Source organism: Rhizobium sp. PP-CC-3G-465, assembly GCF_004343445.1.
GTDB classification, from domain to species: Bacteria; Pseudomonadota; Alphaproteobacteria; order Rhizobiales; family Rhizobiaceae; genus Ferranicluibacter; species Ferranicluibacter rubi.
On sequence record NZ_SLYH01000003.1, the window covers coordinates 392,782 to 411,354 of the forward strand.

At 63.9% G+C, this 18,573-nt stretch carries 19 protein-coding genes; 7 read left to right on the plus strand and 12 right to left on the minus strand.

The window, feature by feature from the left end; genetic code table 11:
• Nucleotides 1–2: 2 nt before the first annotated feature.
• The 7 genes from coaA to hisB form a co-directional block, all read right to left on the minus strand.
• Complete coding sequence (coaA, locus tag C8J33_RS15970) at nucleotides 3–962, minus strand: type I pantothenate kinase (protein WP_165910644.1); 960 nt, start codon at nucleotides 960–962, stop codon at nucleotides 3–5.
• A 32-nt stretch (nucleotides 963–994) separates the two neighbouring features.
• The gene (locus C8J33_RS15975) at nucleotides 995–1,315 is read right to left on the minus strand and encodes a phosphoribosyl-ATP diphosphatase (RefSeq protein ID WP_110730320.1); all 321 of its coding nucleotides are present in this window, start codon (nucleotides 1,313–1,315) and stop codon (nucleotides 995–997) included.
• The gene (gene hisF / locus C8J33_RS15980) at nucleotides 1,312–2,121 is read right to left on the minus strand and encodes an imidazole glycerol phosphate synthase subunit HisF (protein ID WP_110801169.1); all 810 of its coding nucleotides are present in this window, start codon (nucleotides 2,119–2,121) and stop codon (nucleotides 1,312–1,314) included. The genes C8J33_RS15975 and hisF overlap by 4 nt, the downstream gene beginning before the upstream one ends.
• A complete protein-coding gene (gene hisA, locus C8J33_RS15985; protein WP_132448838.1) occupies nucleotides 2,118–2,861 on the minus strand; it encodes a 1-(5-phosphoribosyl)-5-[(5-phosphoribosylamino)methylideneamino]imidazole-4-carboxamide isomerase in 744 nt (247 codons plus the stop codon). Before hisA ends, hisF begins: the two co-directional genes overlap by 4 nt.
• A gap of 1 nt (nucleotide 2,862) precedes the next feature.
• Nucleotides 2,863–3,513 (minus strand): imidazole glycerol phosphate synthase subunit HisH, encoded by a 651-nt coding sequence (gene hisH / locus C8J33_RS15990; RefSeq protein WP_132448839.1) that lies wholly within the window; start codon nucleotides 3,511–3,513, stop codon nucleotides 2,863–2,865.
• On the minus strand, nucleotides 3,513–3,995 hold the full coding sequence (locus C8J33_RS15995) for a DUF2628 domain-containing protein (protein WP_132448840.1): 483 nt from the start codon (nucleotides 3,993–3,995) through the stop codon (nucleotides 3,513–3,515). Before C8J33_RS15995 ends, hisH begins: the two co-directional genes overlap by 1 nt.
• 99 nt (nucleotides 3,996–4,094) lie before the next feature.
• Nucleotides 4,095–4,700 (minus strand): imidazoleglycerol-phosphate dehydratase HisB, encoded by a 606-nt coding sequence (hisB, locus tag C8J33_RS16000; RefSeq protein WP_132448841.1) that lies wholly within the window; start codon nucleotides 4,698–4,700, stop codon nucleotides 4,095–4,097.
• A 211-nt stretch (nucleotides 4,701–4,911) separates the two neighbouring features.
• Here hisB and hslV point away from each other — a divergent pair, with 211 nt between their 5' ends.
• From hslV to C8J33_RS16030, 6 genes are all read left to right on the plus strand, one after another.
• On the plus strand, nucleotides 4,912–5,469 hold the full coding sequence (gene hslV / locus C8J33_RS16005; protein WP_110801174.1) for an ATP-dependent protease subunit HslV: 558 nt from the start codon (nucleotides 4,912–4,914) through the stop codon (nucleotides 5,467–5,469).
• Nucleotides 5,459–5,983, plus strand: coding sequence for a GNAT family N-acetyltransferase (locus tag C8J33_RS16010; protein WP_132664896.1), 525 nt, complete (start codon nucleotides 5,459–5,461; stop codon nucleotides 5,981–5,983). Before hslV ends, C8J33_RS16010 begins: the two co-directional genes overlap by 11 nt.
• Nucleotides 5,980–7,287 carry an ATP-dependent protease ATPase subunit HslU gene (hslU, locus tag C8J33_RS16015; protein WP_110801176.1) on the plus strand — a complete coding sequence of 436 codons (1,308 nt, stop codon included), beginning with the start codon at nucleotides 5,980–5,982 and terminating at the stop codon, nucleotides 7,285–7,287. The genes C8J33_RS16010 and hslU overlap by 4 nt, the downstream gene beginning before the upstream one ends.
• A 157-nt stretch (nucleotides 7,288–7,444) precedes the next feature.
• Entirely contained in the window at nucleotides 7,445–8,395 is a 951-nt protein-coding gene (locus C8J33_RS16020; RefSeq protein WP_165929828.1) for a DUF1402 family protein, read from the plus strand.
• 43 nt (nucleotides 8,396–8,438) lie between these two features.
• On the plus strand, nucleotides 8,439–9,833 hold the full coding sequence (locus C8J33_RS16025; RefSeq protein WP_132664897.1) for a cytochrome P450: 1,395 nt from the start codon (nucleotides 8,439–8,441) through the stop codon (nucleotides 9,831–9,833).
• Between the two features lie 100 nt (nucleotides 9,834–9,933).
• A complete protein-coding gene (locus C8J33_RS16030; RefSeq protein ID WP_132664898.1) occupies nucleotides 9,934–12,093 on the plus strand; it encodes a malate synthase G in 2,160 nt (719 codons plus the stop codon).
• Between the two features lie 105 nt (nucleotides 12,094–12,198).
• Here the strand turns inward: C8J33_RS16030 and C8J33_RS16035 are convergent, their stop codons facing one another.
• Nucleotides 12,199–12,870, minus strand: a complete 672-nt coding sequence (locus C8J33_RS16035; RefSeq protein ID WP_110801180.1) for a L,D-transpeptidase — start codon at nucleotides 12,868–12,870, stop codon at nucleotides 12,199–12,201.
• Nucleotides 12,871–13,071: 201 nt separating this feature from the next.
• Here C8J33_RS16035 and C8J33_RS16040 point away from each other — a divergent pair, with 201 nt between their 5' ends.
• Entirely contained in the window at nucleotides 13,072–13,602 is a 531-nt protein-coding gene (locus tag C8J33_RS16040; RefSeq protein WP_132664899.1) for an MmcB family DNA repair protein, read from the plus strand.
• A 4-nt stretch (nucleotides 13,603–13,606) separates the two neighbouring features.
• On the opposite strand, the gene C8J33_RS16045 is transcribed toward C8J33_RS16040, so the two are convergent.
• From C8J33_RS16045 to C8J33_RS27330, 4 genes are all read right to left on the minus strand, one after another.
• Nucleotides 13,607–14,200: an ActR/PrrA/RegA family redox response regulator transcription factor gene (locus C8J33_RS16045; protein ID WP_132664900.1), complete on the minus strand. Its 594-nt coding sequence runs from the start codon at nucleotides 14,198–14,200 to the stop codon at nucleotides 13,607–13,609.
• A gap of 70 nt (nucleotides 14,201–14,270) precedes the next feature.
• On the minus strand, nucleotides 14,271–15,605 hold the full coding sequence (locus C8J33_RS16050) for an ActS/PrrB/RegB family redox-sensitive histidine kinase (RefSeq protein ID WP_110801182.1): 1,335 nt from the start codon (nucleotides 15,603–15,605) through the stop codon (nucleotides 14,271–14,273).
• Nucleotides 15,605–18,079 carry an ATP-dependent helicase HrpB gene (gene hrpB / locus C8J33_RS16055; protein ID WP_132664901.1) on the minus strand — a complete coding sequence of 825 codons (2,475 nt, stop codon included), beginning with the start codon at nucleotides 18,077–18,079 and terminating at the stop codon, nucleotides 15,605–15,607. Before hrpB ends, C8J33_RS16050 begins: the two co-directional genes overlap by 1 nt.
• A gap of 183 nt (nucleotides 18,080–18,262) precedes the next feature.
• On the minus strand, nucleotides 18,263–18,573 hold a 311-nt coding region (locus tag C8J33_RS27330; RefSeq protein ID WP_207904041.1), incomplete at its 5' end, for a hypothetical protein.

An 18,573-nucleotide genomic window follows, 5' to 3' on the forward strand; every position in this document is an offset into this window, starting at 1 on the left:
CTTTACAGCTTGCGAAGCGCGACCGTCTGGACGAGGTGATCGGTACCCTTCTGCAGGATGAGGTCCGCGCGCGGCCGGGTCGGCAGGATATTGCGGCGCAGGTTCTTCAAATTGGTGTTCTGCCAGAGCCCCTCGGCGATCCCCAGCGCCTCCTCTTCGCTCACCTGCGCATAGCGCTTGAAGAAGGATTCCGGGTCCTTGAACGCGGTCTGGCGCAGCCGCATGAAGCGGTCGACATACCAGGAGTGGATCAGGTTTTCGTCGGCATCGATATAGATCGAGAAGTCGAAGAAATCCGACACCATCGGCACGATCTTGCCGTCCTCGGGCAGGTCGCGCGATTGCAGCACGTTGATGCCCTCGAAGATCAGGATATCCGGCCGGTCCACCACCTGAAACTGGTCGGGCAGTACGTCATAGACGAGGTGCGAATAGCTCGGCGCCTGGACGTTCGGCTGCCCAGCCTTTATGGCCGAGAGAAAGCGCAGGAGCGCGCCGATATCGTAGCTTTCCGGAAAACCCTTCCGGTTCATGATGTTCTCGCGCATCAGTACGGCGTTCGGATAGAGAAATCCGTCGGTCGTCACGAGATCGACCTTGGGGCTGGACGGCCAGCGCGACAGGAGCTCGGCGAGAATACGGGCGGTGGTCGATTTGCCGACTGCCACCGATCCCGCGATGCCGATCACGAATGGCGTCTTGGTCTCATCCGAGATCGTCAGGAAGCGCTTGCGCTGTTCGTAGAGGATCTGCGACGCCTCGACATGGGTAGAGAGCAGGCGCGACAGCGACAGGTAGATCCGCCGCACTTCGTCGAGATCGATCGGATCATTCAGCGAGCGCAGCCGGCGAACCTCGTCGCCGGTCAGTGTCAGGGGCGTGTCCGCGCGAAACTGCGACCACGCCTCGGCCGAGAAGAAGTGGTACGGGGAATAGTCTCGCCTGCCGAGATCGTCCGGCATATCCGCTTCCCCCCTGTTCTGCGCCGCGATGGTCACGTCTTTCGGCTCGCCTTCTCCTCAAGGCCTGACCGGACAGTGCGTCCCTCAAGCTCCTCCAAGACCTCCTGTAACGGAACGTCGGCAATTTTCAATACCACCAGCAGGTGATAAAGCAGGTCGGCACTCTCGGAAACAAGCTCCTGACGGTCGCCGGAGACGGCGGCGATAACCGCTTCCACGGCCTCTTCCCCGAGCTTCTTTGCAGCGCGCGCCTGTCCCTTTTCAACGAGTTTGGCCGTCCACGACGTCTCAGGCGAGGCCTTTGCCCGCTCCGCGACGATGGCTTCGAGATCGGAGAGAGAAAATCCGGTCACAGGTTGCTCTCCTCCTGCGCTGAGCCGTCGAGCCGCATCGGAATCCCCCGTTCGGCCATGTAGCGCTTGGCCTCGCCGATGCTGTAGGTGCCGAAATGGAAGATCGAGGCCGCGAGAACGGCCGTCGCATGGCCGTCGCGAATGCCTTCCACCATGTGATCGAGCGTGCCGACGCCGCCCGAGGCGATGACGGGGACGGACACACGGTCGGCGATGGCACGGGTCAGCTCGAGGTCGTAGCCGATCTTGCTGCCGTCGCGATCCATCGAGGTCACCAGCAGTTCGCCGGCTCCCCGCTCGACCATGCGCGCTGCGAAATCGACTGCATCGATGCCGGTCGCGGTGCGGCCGCCATGGGTGAAGATTTCCCAGGCGCTGGTGCCTTCCGCCCCGGGCGTCACACGCCGCTTGGCGTCGATCGAGACGACGATGCACTGGTTGCCGAACTTGTCGGCCGCCTGCGCCACGAAATCGGGATCGCGCACGGCGGCCGAGTTGATCGAGACCTTGTCGGCGCCGGCGAGCAGAAGCCGGCGGATATCGCCGACGCTGCGCACGCCACCGCCGACGGTCAGCGGCATGAAGCAATGTTCGGCGGTGCGCTCGACCACGTCGAAGATCGTATCGCGGCCATCGGACGAGGCGGTGATGTCGAGGAAGCAGAGTTCGTCGGCACCGGCCGCATCATAGGCCTTGGCCGATTCGACAGGGTCGCCGGCATCGATCAGATCGACGAAGCTGACGCCCTTGACGACACGGCCGTCCTTGACATCGAGGCAGGGGATCACGCGGGCCTTGAGGGTCATGCTGCACGTCCCCTTGCACGGTTGAGAACGGCAAGCGCCTCGGCCGGATCGATCCGACCGTCATAAAGCGCCCGTCCGGAAATCGCACCTTCCAGCTTGGCCATCTCGGGTGCGGCGAGGCGATGAATGTCTTCCATGGAGGCAAGCCCCCCCGAGGCGATGACGGGAATGGCGACCGCATCGGCAAGCGCCAGAGTGCCCGCCCAGTTGATACCGGCGAGAATGCCGTCGCGATCGATGTCGGTATAGATGATGGCCGCGACACCGGCGCCTTCGAAGCGCTGGGCAAGCTCGATCACGCCGAGTTCGGACGCTTCCGCCCAACCCTCGACGGCGACCTTGCCGCCCTTCGCATCGATGCCGACAGCGACCTTGCCCGGGAACAACCGGCAGGCTTCCTTGACCAATGCTGGATCGCGCACCGCGACGGTGCCGAGAATGACGCGGGCGAGACCCTTGGCGAGCCAGCTTTCGATATCGCTGAGCGTGCGGATGCCACCGCCAAGCTGGACCGGATTGGTGGTCGCCTGGAGGATTGCCTCGACGGCCGCACCATTCACCGTCTCGCCGGCAAAGGCGCCGTTGAGATCGACCACGTGCAGCCATTCGAAGCCTTGATCCTGAAAAGCTTTCGCCTGGGCGCCGGGATCCGGATTGTAGACGGTGGCCTCTGCCATATCGCCGAGCTTCAGGCGCACGCAGGCGCCGTCTTTAAGATCAATCGCGGGAAAAAGGATCATGTCAGGGCTTCCAGCGCAGGAAATTGGTCAAAAGGGCAAGGCCGAGCGTCTGGCTCTTTTCCGGATGGAACTGAGCGCCCGCCTTGTTCTCGTGGGCGACGAAGGCCGTCACGGGCTCGCCGTATGTGGTGGTCGCGACGAGGTCATCCGGGTTCTCAGCCGCAAGGTGGTAGGAATGCACGAAATAAGCATGCAATCCATCCGGCCCGGTTGGAATGCCGTCAAACAGCGCGTGCGGCCGGTTGAGCGTCAGCGTGTTCCAGCCGATCTGCGGAATCTTCAGCGTGGTATCCGCCGGCTTCATCTCGATGACGTCACCTTTGATCCAGCCGAAGCCCTGCGTCGTTGCCTTCTCCAGCCCGCGCGAGGCCATCAGCTGCATGCCGACGCAGATGCCGAGGAACGGCTTTCCGGCCTTCTCGACACTTTCGATGATGGCTTGGCTCATGCCATCAACAGCGGAGAGGCCGGCCCGGCAATCGGCATAGGCGCCGACACCGGGCAGCACGATCCGGTCGGCACTTGCCACCCGGTCGGCCTTGTCGGTCAGATCGATCTCGGCATCGATGCCGGCCTCGCGGGCGGCGCGCTCGAAGGCCTTGGTGGCGGAGCGAAGGTTTCCGGATCCGTAATCGATGATCGCAACGCGCATCAGCGGCTCCCGTAGGTGTCGAACAGGCCGAAGCCTGGATTGGCAGGGTCGATGGTCTTCACGCCGTCACGGCCGGGCCCGAGGCGCGGCAGTGGCGGGACGGGATCGCTGGCAAGATCGTCGAGCGTCGCGCCATACATCGCCTCGGCCGTCTTCAGATCTGGTGCCGGCAGGACGGCGGCGAGCGTAAACCCGCGTTTTTCCAGCCGATGCGCGAGATAGGTCGGGCCTTCCAACGCTACGAGAAGCCGCAGTGCCAGTTCGATCAGGATGGCGGCCAGCGCGGCACCGGCAAGTCCGCCGGCTGCCGTCATCGCGCTTTGGAGGATGAAGACGGCGATACCGGCGGCCCATTGGCGCTTGAAGAGGAGCCAGAAGGCGGGAAAGACGAAGGCAGGCCAGGCGAAGCGATCGGCAACGAAGACCGCATCCGCACTGTCGGGCCGCGCGCCGGGCGGGAGATAGACGAGAAACGGTGTCATAAGCAGCCTGCTCTCAACAGAAGGATCTTCTCTCAGGAAGACGTGTCTCGACGTGGCCGATACCACGCCTGCTCGGCGTCCGCTGCGGAAGGGTCCGGCTTAAGCCAGCGTTCCCTTGGTGGAAGGAATGCGGCCGGCCTGGCGGGGGTCGATCTCGGTTGCCGTGCGCAGCACGCGGGCAACGGCCTTGAAGCATGTCTCGGCGATATGATGGTTGTTCGCGCCGTAGATGTTCTGGATGTGCAGCGTGATGCCGGCATTTTGCGCCAGAGCGTGGAAGAACTCCCGCACCAGCTCCGTGTCGAACGTGCCGATCTTCGGCGAGGAGAACGTGACGTTCCAGACGAGGAACGGACGCCCGGAAACGTCCACTGCCGCCCGCGTCATCGTTTCGTCCATGGCAAGGTCGATCGAGGCATAGCGCGTGATGCCGCGCCGGTCGCCGAGCGCTTTCGCGATGGCCTGGCCGATGGCGATGCCCGTGTCTTCGACGGTGTGGTGATCGTCCACATGCAGGTCGCCCTTCGCCTCGATCGTCATGTCGATCAGGGAATGGCGCGACAGCTGGTCGAGCATATGGTCGAAGAAGCCGACGCCCGTCGAGATGGTCGAGGCCCCGGTGCCGTCGATCGCGACGGACACGGAGACGGACGTCTCGTTGGTCTTGCGGGATATGCTGCCGCTGCGGCCTTCTGCCTCTGCCATCGGGAACTCCGGTCTGTGAAAGTCGCCTGATATCAGGCCGGCCGGAAAATATCCAGCTTCGATTATCCAGGCGCGATCGCTCCCCATAAGGCGCGCGTCCACCCTCTGCAGCACCCTTTGCAATCGCTGTGGTCATTCTTACATAGATCGCGACATCAAGCATTCGAACGCCCCGGGAACAGAGCCGGGAGCGGAAAGTGACAGGACGTTTATGAGCGAACATAACCCTTACGGAACCATGCATGCGACCACGATCATCACCGTGCGCAAGGGCGGCCAGGTGGTCATGGCCGGCGACGGTCAGGTCAGTCTCGGCCAGACGGTGATGAAGGGCAATGCCCGCAAGGTGCGCCGGCTCGGCAAGGGCCAGGTCATCGCAGGCTTTGCCGGCGCCACGGCGGACGCCTTCACCCTTCTCGAGCGGCTTGAAGCCAAGCTGGAGCAATATCCCGACCAGCTGATGCGCGCCGCCGTGGAGCTTGCCAAGGACTGGCGGACGAACAAGTACCTGCGCAATCTCGAAGCCATGATGCTGGTCGCCGACAAGACGATCACGCTGGCGATCACAGGAAACGGCGACGTGCTGGAGCCGGAGCATGGCACCATCGCCATCGGCTCGGGCGGCAACTACGCCTATGCCGCGGCCCGGGCGCTGATGGATTCGGACCGCACGGCGGAGGAGATCGCCCGCCGCGCCATGGAGATCGCCGGCGATATCTGCGTCTATACCAACGGTAACATCGTCGTCGAGACGCTGGATGTCGCCTGAACCGGGCGACCCTTACGTCTTTCGCGCCCTGCGCCACGAGGATTTTCCGCGCCTGGCCCAGTGGCTCGCCGAGCCGCATGTCACGAGATGGTGGGATGCGGCGGAGGTAGAGCTCGCCGCCATCGCGCAAGCGATGAAGACAGGGGAAACACTGCCGATGATCGTCGAATGGGAGGGAAGGCGGCTCGCCTACCTCCAGACCTACGATCCGCACCGCGAGCCGAACCATCCCTATCGCGACCAGCCGGTGGGAACGCTCGGCCTCGACATGGTGATCGGCCTGCCCGATGACATCGGGAAGGGTCATGGCGGGAAGATAGCCGCAAGCCTTGCGGCCCGGCTTTTCGAGGCAGGCACGAAGCGGATCGTCATCGATCCGCACCCCGAGAATTCCCGCGCGATCCGGGCCTATGAGAAAGCCGGATTCCGCTTCATCGACCAGCGACACAGCCTTTACGGTCCGGCCCATCTCATGGCGCTGGATGCCCAGATTGAAGAAACGGACACACCATGACCACCTTTTCCCCAAGAGAGATCGTTTCCGAACTCGACCGCTACATCATCGGCCAGCACGATGCGAAACGCGCCGTCGCCATTGCGCTGCGCAACCGCTGGCGCCGCCAGCAGCTTCCCGACGAGTTGCGCGATGAGGTGATGCCGAAGAACATCCTGATGATCGGGCCGACCGGTGTCGGCAAGACCGAAATCTCGCGCCGCCTCGCCAAGCTTGCCGGCGCGCCCTTCATCAAGGTCGAGGCCACCAAGTTCACAGAAGTCGGCTATGTCGGCCGCGATGTCGAACAGATCATCCGCGATCTGGTCGAGGTCGGCATCGGCCTCGTGCGCGAGAAGAAGCGCGGCGAGGTCAAGGCGAAGGCGCACCAGAATGCCGAGGAACGCGTGCTCGACGCCTTGGTCGGCAGCACCGCGTCGCCCGCGACCCGCGACAGCTTCCGCCGCAAGCTGCGCGACAACGAGCTGGACGACAAGGAAATCGACATCGAGGTCGCGGATACCGCAAGCCCCGGCGGCGGCTTCGAGATTCCCGGCATGCCGGGCGCCAATATCGGCGTGCTCAACCTCTCGGACATGTTCGGCAAGGCCATGGGCGCCCGCACGAAGAAGGTGCGCACGACGGTCAAGAAGTCCTACGCGCTCCTGATCGACGACGAATCCGACAAGCTGCTCGACAATGAGCAGATCCAGCGGGAGGCCGTGCGCTCGGCCGAGAACGACGGCATCGTCTTTCTCGACGAGATCGACAAGATCGCTGCCCGCGACGGTGGCATGGGTGCCGGCGTGTCGCGCGAAGGCGTGCAGCGCGATCTGCTGCCGCTGGTCGAGGGAACGACGGTCGCGACGAAGTATGGGCCGGTGAAGACCGACCATATCCTCTTCATCGCGTCCGGCGCCTTTCATGTGTCGAAGCCGTCGGATCTCCTGCCCGAACTTCAGGGTCGTCTGCCGATCCGGGTGGAGCTGAAGGCGCTGACCAAGGAAGACTTCCGCCGCATTCTGACGGAAACAGAGGCGAGCCTGATCCGCCAGTACAAGGCGCTGCTGGAAACAGAAGGCGTGACGCTCGACTTTTCCGACGATGCGCTCGACGCGCTGGCCGATGTCGCCGTCATGCTGAATTCCAGCGTCGAGAACATCGGCGCGCGTCGCCTGCAGACGGTCATGGAACGCGTGCTCGACGAGATCTCGTTCGCGGCTCCCGACAAGTCGGGGGAGGAACTCAACATCGATGCCGAATATGTGCGCAAGCATGTCGGCGACCTCGCGGCCAACACCGATCTGTCGCGTTACATCCTCTGATGAACCGCATCGCAGCTTTCTCTGCGCCGCTTCAAAGGCGTGGAGGAGGCGGTTGCGGGGACAGACGGAATGGCAGAGGAATGACGGATGGCATGATTCCGACACCTTTACGCCGCATCACCTAAGCGAACCGCCGCACCCTCTGGAGACTGAAGCCTTGCGCAAACTCGTTCCCGCTCTCGCCCTTATCACCGCCCTGCTTGCTTCGGGCGCACCGGCCAGAGCGGAGATACGCGTGATGCCGGAGGGCAACCGCAATGCCGAGCAGCCGTCGGTGCCCGGCGCATCGGTCCGCCGCACGAAGGCGGGAAAATCGAGCTTCGACGCCAAGTACGAGAAGGTGCGGCAGCTGCTCGCGACCGACAGCAAGCTGATGGGCAAGATTAAGTCGACCGCTCGCGCCTATGGCATCGACCCGATCCACATGGTCGGCGCCATCGTCGGCGAGCACACCTATAATGTCGACGCCTATGACCGGCTGCAGTCCTACTACGTCAAGGCCGCGGCCTATGCCGGCAACAGTTTCCGCTTCGCCTATGATGGCGAATCGATCGCCGACTTCGTCGATCGCCCACAATTTTCCATCTGCGCCGGCAAAAAGGGCTCCTACGCCCTGTGGAGCTGCCGCGAGGGCGTCTGGGACAAGGACTTCCGCGGCGAAACGGTCGGGGGCACGTCGTTCCCGAACAACCGCTTCTCCGCCGTCTTCTTCCAGCCCTTCTATGCCGGCCAGACTTTCGGCCTCGGCCAGATCAATCCGCTGACGGCGCTGATGATGACCGACACCGTTGCGCGGGTGTCCGGCTATGAGCGGCTGGACGAGAACAGCGCGGCCGACGTCTACAAGGCGATCATGGACCCCGACCAGTCGCTCGCCTATATGGCCGCCGTCATCCGCCACTCCATCGACGTCTACCGTTCGGTGGCCGACGTCGATATTTCCGACAATCCCGGCATCACGGCGACGCTCTACAACATCGGCAATCCCGACCAGCGCGCAGCAGAGCTCGCAGCGAAAAACCGATCGGGCGCCGCACAGTGGCCCGAGGAAAACTACTATGGCTGGCTGGTGAACGAGAAGCTGACGGAATTGAAGGCGCTTCTCTGAAACCCATAAGACCGGCCCCCGCAATCAAAGGCCAGAACTGCCCATGGATATGATCTCACGACCCTTCGAGCCGCCGGCCCCTGTTCCGCGCGCGCAGGACCTTTCCAAGTTCGAGGTCCTCCGGACGGTCCTGCGCAATCCGCTCGAGCTTTGGAGCGAGCAGTCCTACACGCTGCCCTGGATCGAGACGCGGTTCGTCAACCAGCAGACCCTGATCGTCAACGATCCCGGCCTGATCCGCTATATCCTCGTCGAAAACGTCGCGAACTACGAAATGTCGGAGGTTCGCCGCCTCGTTCTGCGGCCGATCCTGCGCGATGGCCTGCTGACGGCCGAAGGTGCCACTTGGAAGCGGACCCGCAAGGCGGTGGCGCCGGTGTTCACGCCACGCCACGCCAAGGGCTTCGCCGACAAGATGCTCTCGACCTGCGAGCATTATGCCGGCAGCTACGATCGCGCCGTCGATACGCATGGTGTGGTCGATATCGCCACCGACATGACGGAACTGACATACGATATCCTGGCGGAGACCTTGTTTTCCGGGCAGATCGCCGCGAAAACCGAGAGTTTCACCAAGGATGTCGAGACGCTGCTCGGCAGCATGGGACGTGTTGATCCCATGGATATGCTGCTCGCCCCCTCCTGGGTTCCGCGCGTCACGCGCTGGGGCAGTGGCAGGCTGATGCGCCGCTTCGGCACGGTCGTGGCTGCCACCATGGAGGAGCGCCGCCGGCAGATGCGCGCCCATCCCGATACGGTGCCGCAGGATTTCCTGACGCTGCTTCTGGAGCGGGAAGGCCCGGACGGTCTGCATGCCGACGAGATCGCCGACAATATCCTGACCTTCATCGGCGCCGGGCACGAGACCACGGCCCGCGCGCTCGGCTGGACGTTCTACTGCATCGCCCACGCGCCGGAATTCCGCGCACTGATGGAAGCCGAAATCGACCGCGTCATCGGAAACGGCACGGACCCGGTCGATTGGCTGGAGAACATGCCGCATGTCCGCGCCGCGTTCGAGGAATCCATGCGGCTCTATCCGCCGGCGCCGTCGATCAACCGGGCAGCTATCGAGGCGGACAGCTGGACGTCGCCGACCGGCGAGCGCATCGATATCGCCAAGGGCGTCTCGGTCCTCGTCATGCCCTGGACCCTGCATCGCCATACGCTCTACTGGGAGAGGCCGCGCGCCTTCATGCCGCAGCGCTTCATGCCCGGCAATCGCGAGAGCCTGCACCGCTTCCAGTATCTGCCCTTCGGCGCCGGCCCGCGCGTCTGCATCGGCGCGACGTTCGCGCTGCAGGAAGCGGTCATCGCGCTCGGCGTGCTGATGAAAACCTATCGCTTCGACGTGACGCCGCAAACACGCCCCTGGCCCGTGCAAAGGCTGACGACGCAGCCTCAGGGCGGTATCCCCATGCGGGTCACGCGGCGGTAAAATACCCGCAGGGGTTTCCTTCGATATGAGAAAACGTTGACTTCACGGCGTTCGTGAGGACATTGCAATGCACGAAACGGGGAAAGAGTGAGGAGACGTCATGAGCCGCATCGACACACAGGGTTTGCAGATCGAACAGGGCCTTCACGCCTTCATCGTCAACGAGGCGCTGCCGGGAACGGGGATCGAGGCCGACCGATTCTTCGAAAGCTTCTCCGCGATCGTCCATGATCTCGCGCCGAAGAACCGGACCCTGCTGCAGGTTCGCGATGCGTTGCAGGAGAAAATCGATGCCTGGTACCGGGAGAACGGCGTTCCGGTCGATCTCAAGACCTATACCGACTTCCTGACCGAAATCGGCTACCTCCTGCCCGAAGGCCCGGATTTCACCGTTTCCACCTCAAACGTCGATCCCGAGATCGCCGCGATCGCCGGGCCGCAGCTCGTCGTTCCCGTGATGAATGCGCGCTATGCGCTGAACGCTGCCAATGCGCGCTGGGGTTCGCTTTATGACGCGCTCTACGGCACGGACGCGATTTCCGATGAGGGCGGTGCGGAGAAGGGCAAGGGCTACAACCCCGCCCGCGGCAGCAAGGTCATCGCCTGGGCGCGCAATTTCCTCGATTCGAGCGCTCCACTCGCAGGTGCCAGCTGGGCCGATCTGCGCTCGATCTCGGTCGCCGACGGCCGGCTGGTCCTCAACGACGGTTCGCTGTCGCTGAAGGACCCGGCCCAGTTCGCCGGCTTCAAGGGCGATGCCGCAGGGCCCGCGTCCATCTTCCTCAAGCGCAATGCACTGCATGTCGAGATCGTCATCGACGCCACGACCGCGATCGGTGCCGATGATCCGGCGCATATCTCCGACGTCGTGCTCGAATCCGCCATCACCGCGATCATGGATTGCGAGGATTCGGTGGCCGCCGTCGATGCCGACGACAAGACGCTGATCTACCGCAACTGGCTTGGCCTGATGGACGGCACCCTTGCCGAAGAGGTTGCCAAGGGCGGCCGCAGCTTCACCCGCAGGCTCAATCCGGATGTCGCCTTGACCGCACCGGATGGCAGCGACACGACGCTCAAGGGCCGGGCGCTGATGCTCGTGCGCAATGTCGGCCACCTCATGACCAATCCGGCGATCCTCGACCGGGACGGTAACGAGGTTCCCGAGGGCATCATGGATGCCGTGATCACGGCTCTGATCGCGCTCCGGGACATCGGCCCGTCCGGCCGCCGCATGAACTCGCGTGAAGGCTCGATGTATGTCGTCAAGCCGAAGATGCACGGTCCCGAAGAAGTCGCCTTCGCCTGCGAGATCTTCACCCGTGTCGAGCAGGCGCTGGGCATGGCGCCGAACACGATCAAGATGGGCATCATGGACGAGGAGCGCCGCACGACGGTCAACCTCAAGGCCTGCATCCGCGCCGCGCGCGAGCGCGTCGTGTTCATCAACACCGGCTTCCTCGATCGCACCGGCGATGAGATCCATACGTCCATGGAAGCCGGCCCGATGATCCGCAAGGGCGATATGAAGCAGGCGGCCTGGATCGCAGCTTACGAAAACTGGAACGTCGACATCGGCCTCGCCTGCGGTCTGGCCGGCCATGCCCAGATCGGCAAGGGCATGTGGGCCATGCCGGACCTGATGGCGGCCATGCTGGAGCAGAAGATCGCGCATCCCAAGGCCGGCGCCAACACCGCCTGGGTTCCCTCGCCAACGGCGGCGACCCTCCACGCGACGCATTATCACACGGTCGATGTCGCAGAGGTTCAGAAGGGCCTTAAGACCCGTCCGCGTGCCAAGCTCGATGATATCCTGTCCATTCCAGTGGCCACCCGCCCGAACTGGACGCCGGAAGAAATCCAGCGCGAACTCGACAACAATGCGCAGGGCATTCTGGGCTACGTTGTGCGCTGGATCGACCAGGGTGTCGGCTGCTCCAAGGTGCCCGACATCAACAATATCGGCCTGATGGAGGACCGTGCCACCCTGCGCATTTCCGCCCAGCACATGGCGAATTGGCTGCATCACGGCGTCGTCTCGGCCGATCAGGTGACCGAAACCCTGAAGCGCATGGCAGGCATCGTCGATCGGCAGAATGCGGACGATGCGGCCTACCGCCCGATGGCCACGGATTTCGACGGTTCCGTCGCCTTCCAGGCAGCCCTCGATCTCGTCTTCAAGGGTCGCGAACAGCCGAACGGCTACACCGAGCCGGTCCTCCATCGCCGCCGCATCGAGCTGAAAGCAGCATCGCGATAGCGATGCCTGCCCGGCCAGCGTCAATGACGGGATGAGATGCCCATAAAAAAACCCGGAGCGATCCGGGTTTTTCTTTGAAAGGCGATGAGGCCGTAATCGGTCCGATTACTGCTGAACGACGACCAGCGTGCTCTTGCCCGGGCGAACGCGGGAATAGAGATCGATGATGTCCTGGTTCATCAGACGGATGCAGCCCGAAGACGCGGCTGTGCCGATCGAGTTCCACTCCGGCGTTCCATGCAGGCGGAACAGCGTGTCCTTGCCTTCATCGTTGAAGAGATAGAGTGCACGCGCGCCGAGCGGGTTGCGCAGGCCCGGGCCCATGCCCGCCTCGACATATTGCGCGACGTCGGGACGGCGCTGCGCCATTTCCTTCGGCGGGTGCCATGTCGGCCATTCCTGCTTCCACGCGACATAGGCGCGGCCCTGCCAGGCGAAGCCCTGCTTGCCGACGCCGATCCCGTAGCGAACTGCCTTGCCGCCGGGCAGCACGTAGTAGAGGAAGCGGTTCGGCGTGTTGACCACGATCGTGCCGACCGGCTCGTTCGTCGCGTAATCGATGATCTGGCGATGGAAGCGCTGATCGACACGGTTGATCGGGATCGCCGGAAGCGCATAGCCGTGATCTTCGACCGGGCCGTAGCCGTCGGAGAAGATCTGGTTGGTCGCGACATGCTGGATCGGCGTGTTGGACGCGGTGACGGGCGCCGTGGAGCAACCGGCCAGAGCGACGCTTGCCAGAAGGCTGCACAGGAAGAATGCGTTGCGGGTGCGCATGAGAATCTCTTAAAAGGAAGCGAAGGACGGCTCGAGTGGTTCGACCATCAGCCACTACGCTTATTTTCCATTCGCCGGGTCCTTGCAAGGGAATGCGCTGCAGCATGAAGTTCTGCGGATTCAAATTCGCCATGGATGGTTTTTTTGCAACAAAGACCACTATCCCAAGCATTTGAAGCGCATGCCAGACAGGAAGATGCCATGCCGATCGTCTCGCTCCACGCCACCACCCCGCTCGTCGACGGACGCCAGTCCCGCCGCGCGATGCTCGTCCGCCGCGGCCTGCAACGCTATCTCTACGACCTGCGTCATGCTGTGATGCCGGAACTGACGCTGGCAAGTGGCCGCAGGGCCGATCTTGCCTCGATTTCCCCGAAAGGCGAAATCTGGATCGTTGAGATCAAGACGTCGATCGAGGATTTCAAGGTGGACCGGAAATGGCCGGACTACCGGCTGCATTGCGACCGGCTGTTCTTTGCCACCCATGCGGAGGTGCCGCTCGACATCTTCCCGGAGGATTGCGGCCTGTTTCTCTCCGACGGCTACGGCGCCGACATGATCCGCGATGCGCCGGAGCATCGTCTCTCGGCCCCGCAGCGCAAATCGGTCACGCTGAATTTCGCCCGGGCCGCAGCCCAGCGGCTACTGCTCGCGGAATGGTGCGTCGGCGGCACCAGTGATGCCTCGCCGCTGCAGGACATCATGTCAGGCGCGCAGGACAGCGATCTCTGAAAGGCTATTTTGGGGCCCGCTTGGCAAGGATCCGCTGCAGCGTCCGCCGGTGCATGTTCAGCCGCCGTGCCGTCTCCGACACGTTGCGTTCGCAGATCTCGAACACCCGCTGGATATGCTCCCAGCGCACGCGGTCGGCCGACATCGGGTTCTCCGGCAATTCCGCCTTGTCGCCGTCGCTCTGGACGAGGGCATTGTAGACCTCGTCGGCATCCGCGGGCTTCGATAGGTAATCCACCGCACCGAGCTTCACCGCGTTCACCGCCGTCGCGATATTGCCGTATCCGGTCAGCATGATGATGCGCGTGTCGTCCCGGCAGCCGCGGATCGCCTCGATCACGTCGAGTCCGCTGCCGTCGCCCAGCCGGAGATCGACCACCGCATATTTCGGCGGATGCCGTTTCGCCTGGGCGATGCCGTCGGCAACCGATTCGGCGATCTCGACGGTGAAGCCGCGCTGCTCCATCGCCCGCGCCAGCCGGCGCACGAACGGACCGTCGTCATCGACGATCAGCAGCGACGGATCGAGCCCGATCGCATCGTTCAATGGGGTTGCAGCAGTTTCGCCGGCCGCCCCGGCATCGGCTTTCTCGCTCATGGCGCGATCCTTCATGTCTCTCTTATGGGTTAGATAAGGATCGGCCATCCCGGGGGAAAGGCGCAACCGCTCATTTCGCCGGCTTGGTGTCCATCAGATGCCGCGGCCATTCGACGCTGACGCGCGCGCCGGGCTTCTCCGGACCCCCATTCTCGAAGGCAAGCGTCGCGCCGGACCGCTCCAGCAGCGTCTTGGCAATGAACAGCCCGAGCCCGAGCCCGCCAGCGGTATCGTCCCGCTGCCGCCGCGTCACATAGGGTTCGCCGATCCGGCTCAGAATATCGGGCGCGTAACCGTCGCCATCGTCCTCGATCGTCACCGAGACGCGCCCGGCCGAATGCTTCACCGTCACGACGACCTCGGTCTTCGCATAATCGACGGCGTTTTCGACCAGATTGCCGAGCCCATAGAGAATGCCGGCATTGCGCGTGCCCACCGGCTCGCCCTTGCGGCCGGACGCCTCGACCAGCTTGATCTCGATGTCGAATTCCCGATGCGGCGCCAGCACCTCCTCGATCATCGAGGAGAGCGGCAGATAGCGCATATGCGCTTCGTCGTTGGAAGAGAGCGTCGTCAACCGGCGCAGGATGTCGCGGCAACGTTCGCTCTGGCTGCGCAGAAGCTGGACGTCCTCGCCATATTTCGGATCGTTGCCAAGCTCGCGCTCCATTTCCTTCGCGACCACGCTGATCGTCGCAAGCGGTGTGCCGAGCTCGTGCGCGGCGGCGGCTGCCAGTCCGTCGAGCTGCGACAGATGCTGCTCGCGCTGCAGCACCAGCTCGGTCGCGGCCAGCGCCTCGGCCAGCTCGCTCGCCTCCAGCGAAACGCGATAGGTATAGAAGGCGGCAAAGGCCGTGGTGGAAACGATGGCAAACCAGAAGCCCACCATGAGCGCCGGTGGCACCACGAGCACCGCGCCATCGTACCAGGGCAGGGGATAGGGCGAAAAGGCGAGCGCCGTCACGCCGGCCACGGCCAGAAGCGCAAGCGCAACGCTGTACCATTTCGGCTGCGAAGCCGAGGAGATGATGACCGGAACCGAGACCAGCGGCGCAAACGGATTGGCGATGCCCCCGGTCATATAAAGAAGCGCCGTCAGCTGCGCGAGATCGATGCCGAGAAGCGTGAAGGCTGCGACCGGATGCAGCCGGTGGGCGGGGGGATAGCGCAGCGTCAGGTAGATGTTGACGACGGCAAGAAGCGCGATCAGCAGAAAGCAGGCGATCAGCGGCATCGGGAACCGCAGCCACAGCGCCACGATGATGATCGCGATCGACTGACCAGCCACCGCCAGCCAGCGCAGCCGCACGATGGTCTGCAGCCGGAGCGAGCGGCTGGCGGTCGGGTCGTCCGGCTCGCGCGATCCGGTTGCCGCGGTCTCCAGGGCCGTGTCCTGATGTGCCATCACGTTCCCCTTGGTTTCGCGCGGGCTGTCGGCGCGGCCTGCGCCGGGTCTTCCGGCCAGGCGTGCCTTGGATAGCGCCCGCGCATGTCGGCTCGCACCTCCTTCCAGGAGCCCGCCCAGAACCCCGGCAGATCCCGCGTCGTCTGGATCGGCCGCTGGCCCGGTGATACGAGTTCCAGAAGCAGGGGTATACGCCCCCCGCCGATCGCCGGATGCACGGTCAGCCCGAACAGCTCCTGCACCCGGATCGACAGAACCGGCTCGTCACCATCATAGCGGATCGGATGACGGTTGCCGGTCGGTGCTTGGAAATGCGTCGGCACCAGCGCAGCGAGATCCCGCGACGCGCCGGGAACGAGAGACATCAGACCCTGCGTCAGGCTGCCCGGCTCGATCTCGCTCAATCCGCGCGCATCCGTCTGAAAGGGCACGAACCAGTCGTCGAGGTTTGCCAGAAGCGCCGTATCGGAAACATCGGGCCAGGGGTCTCCGAGCGTCCGGTGCAGGAAGCCCATCCGGTCGCGAAGCTGCCGTCCCTCCTTGGAGAACGGCAGCACATCCAGCCCCAGCATCTGCACGCCTTCCGCCAGAGCACGCGCCGCATCCGCGCCGGCCGGACGCGCCATTGGCGTTTCCTCCAGCACGATCGCACCGATCCGCGTCACGCGCCGCGCCCGAACCTGCCGGCTCTGGCGGTCGAAGAAGGTCTCGGTCCCGGTCGTGATGGCCGACGGCAAATGCGCCTCGACATCCTCCAGCCGAATTTCTGCGGCCGAGAGAATCCGGTGCCGTCCGGCGGACCCTGTCACATCGGCGATGACGAGCATGGTGGCGCCGGAAAGGCGCTCCGTCTCGGCAAGCTCCGCGCCGCGCCCGTTCGCCATCACGAAACGCCCGCGGCCGCCCCGCTGAAGGGCGATCCGGTCGGGGAAGGCGCGGATCAGCAGGGCGCCGGCCAGCACCGGCCCCGCCGAGGCATTGCGCCGGACGCCGAGCCCCGCTGCCATGCGCCGCGCAAGCCCGCGCGCCGCTTCGCCCCGCGGGCTTCGGTCGCTGCGAAACTGCCGCAGCCGATCCTCCAGATCGACCGACGTGCCGCCAAGACCCTGCTCCGTCAAAAGCACTGCGATCTCGCAGGCCGCCATGCCCTGGCCTTCGGTGGCGGCACCCACCGCCATGGCCGCCAGCCGCGGCGGCAAGGCAAGCTCGCGAATCTGCTGTCCCCCCTCCGTCAGCCGTCCCTCGGCATCCACAGCGCCGAGAGAGGCAAGCAAGGCCCGCGCCTCCCGCCAGGCCGGTGCCGGCGGAGCATCGAGAAAGGACATGGAGGTAGGATCGGTCACCCCCCAATGGGCCAGATCGAGCACGAGACCGGAAAGATCGCTCGCCAGGATCTGTGGCGGCGTGAACGCAGGCAACGCCGCCGTCTGGCCCGGATGCCACAGCCGGATGGCGATGCCCGGCTCCGTTCGCCCGGCACGGCCGGCCCGCTGATCGGCCGAGGCTTTGGAAACACGCACCGTTTCCAGCCGCGTGATCCCGGTCGCCGCCTCATAGGCCGGCAGGCGCTGCAGCCCGCTATCGACGACGATCCGCACGCCATCGATGGTGATCGACGTCTCCGCGATCGACGTTGCCAGCACCACCTTGCGCTGTCCGCCGGCGACGGGCCGGATCGCCCGATCCTGCTCGGCCTGGCTCAGCGTTCCATAAAGGCCGATAATATCGGTCGATGCAGGCAGACGCCCCTCCAGCCGCTCGATCGTGCGCTTGATTTCCGCCTGCCCGGGGAGAAAGGCGAGTATCGACCCCTCTTCGCTGCTATGCGCCTCGATGATCGCCCGCGCCATGGCATCCTCGATCCGCTCGTTCGGTGACCGGCCGCCGTGGCGAATATCGATCGGAAAGCTCCGGCCGTGGCTTTCGATGATGGGGGGATGGCCGAGCAGCGCCGCCACTCGCTCCACGTCGAGCGTTGCCGACATCACGAGAATGCGCAGATCCTCGCGCAAGGCGGCACGCACATCGAGCGCCAGCGCCAGCCCCACATCCGCATCGAGCGACCGTTCATGGAACTCATCGAAAAGAACGGCCGCAACACCTTTCAGCTCGGGATCATCGAGCACCATCCGAGCGAACACGCCTTCCGTCACCACCTCGATCCGCGTCCGCGCCGAGATCCGGCTGTCGAGCCGCATGCGATACCCGGCCCGTTCGCCGATCGCCTCGCCAAGAAGAGACGCGATCCGCCCGGCCGCGGCTCTTGCCGCAAGACGTCTCGGCTCAAGAAGAATAATCCGCCCGTCTCCCCTCCAGGCAGCATCGAGCAGGAACGGCGGCACGAGTGTCGTCTTTCCGGCACCCGGCGGTGCCGAGAGAACGGCCAAGCCCTGGGTAGAGAGAGCAGCGCCGATCTCATGCAGGACGGCTTTGACAGGAAGGTCGGGAAGGGAGGCGAAAACAGGGGATGTCATGGCTCCATAATACAGAGAGCCGTGGAAAAGTGCACGACACCACGAAGCGATCAAAAGATCCCGCGGCCGATACGATCTGGAGGAGGGCTTTGAATGCCAGAAAGATTGATTCCTCTGGCGCTGGGCCGCGCAGTACGCGCCAAATCATAGCCAAGAGGTTGCGCACTCATGAAAACCCATGTTTCACAATGACTTAGAAGAAATGTCATTTTTTTGAAACATGGCTGTTGACGAACTGCGGTTCAGAGATCTATAAACCGCACACCAACGAGGGCGGCGGCGCTGCTGGCGACCAACGAACTCGCTCTGAAGTTTCTTGACTTTGTAGCGACTTGGCGGTCTTAGGCAGAACAGCTTGAGGCTCTTGCGGGAAAGATTTTGCGGTGATTGTGGCTTTAAGCTTTGATCATTCAGCGATGTGACGGACCGGTAAGGTTTGTCTGTTTTTTGACAATTGAAGATGAGAAAGAGAAACGTGGGCGGCGGACGTTGCG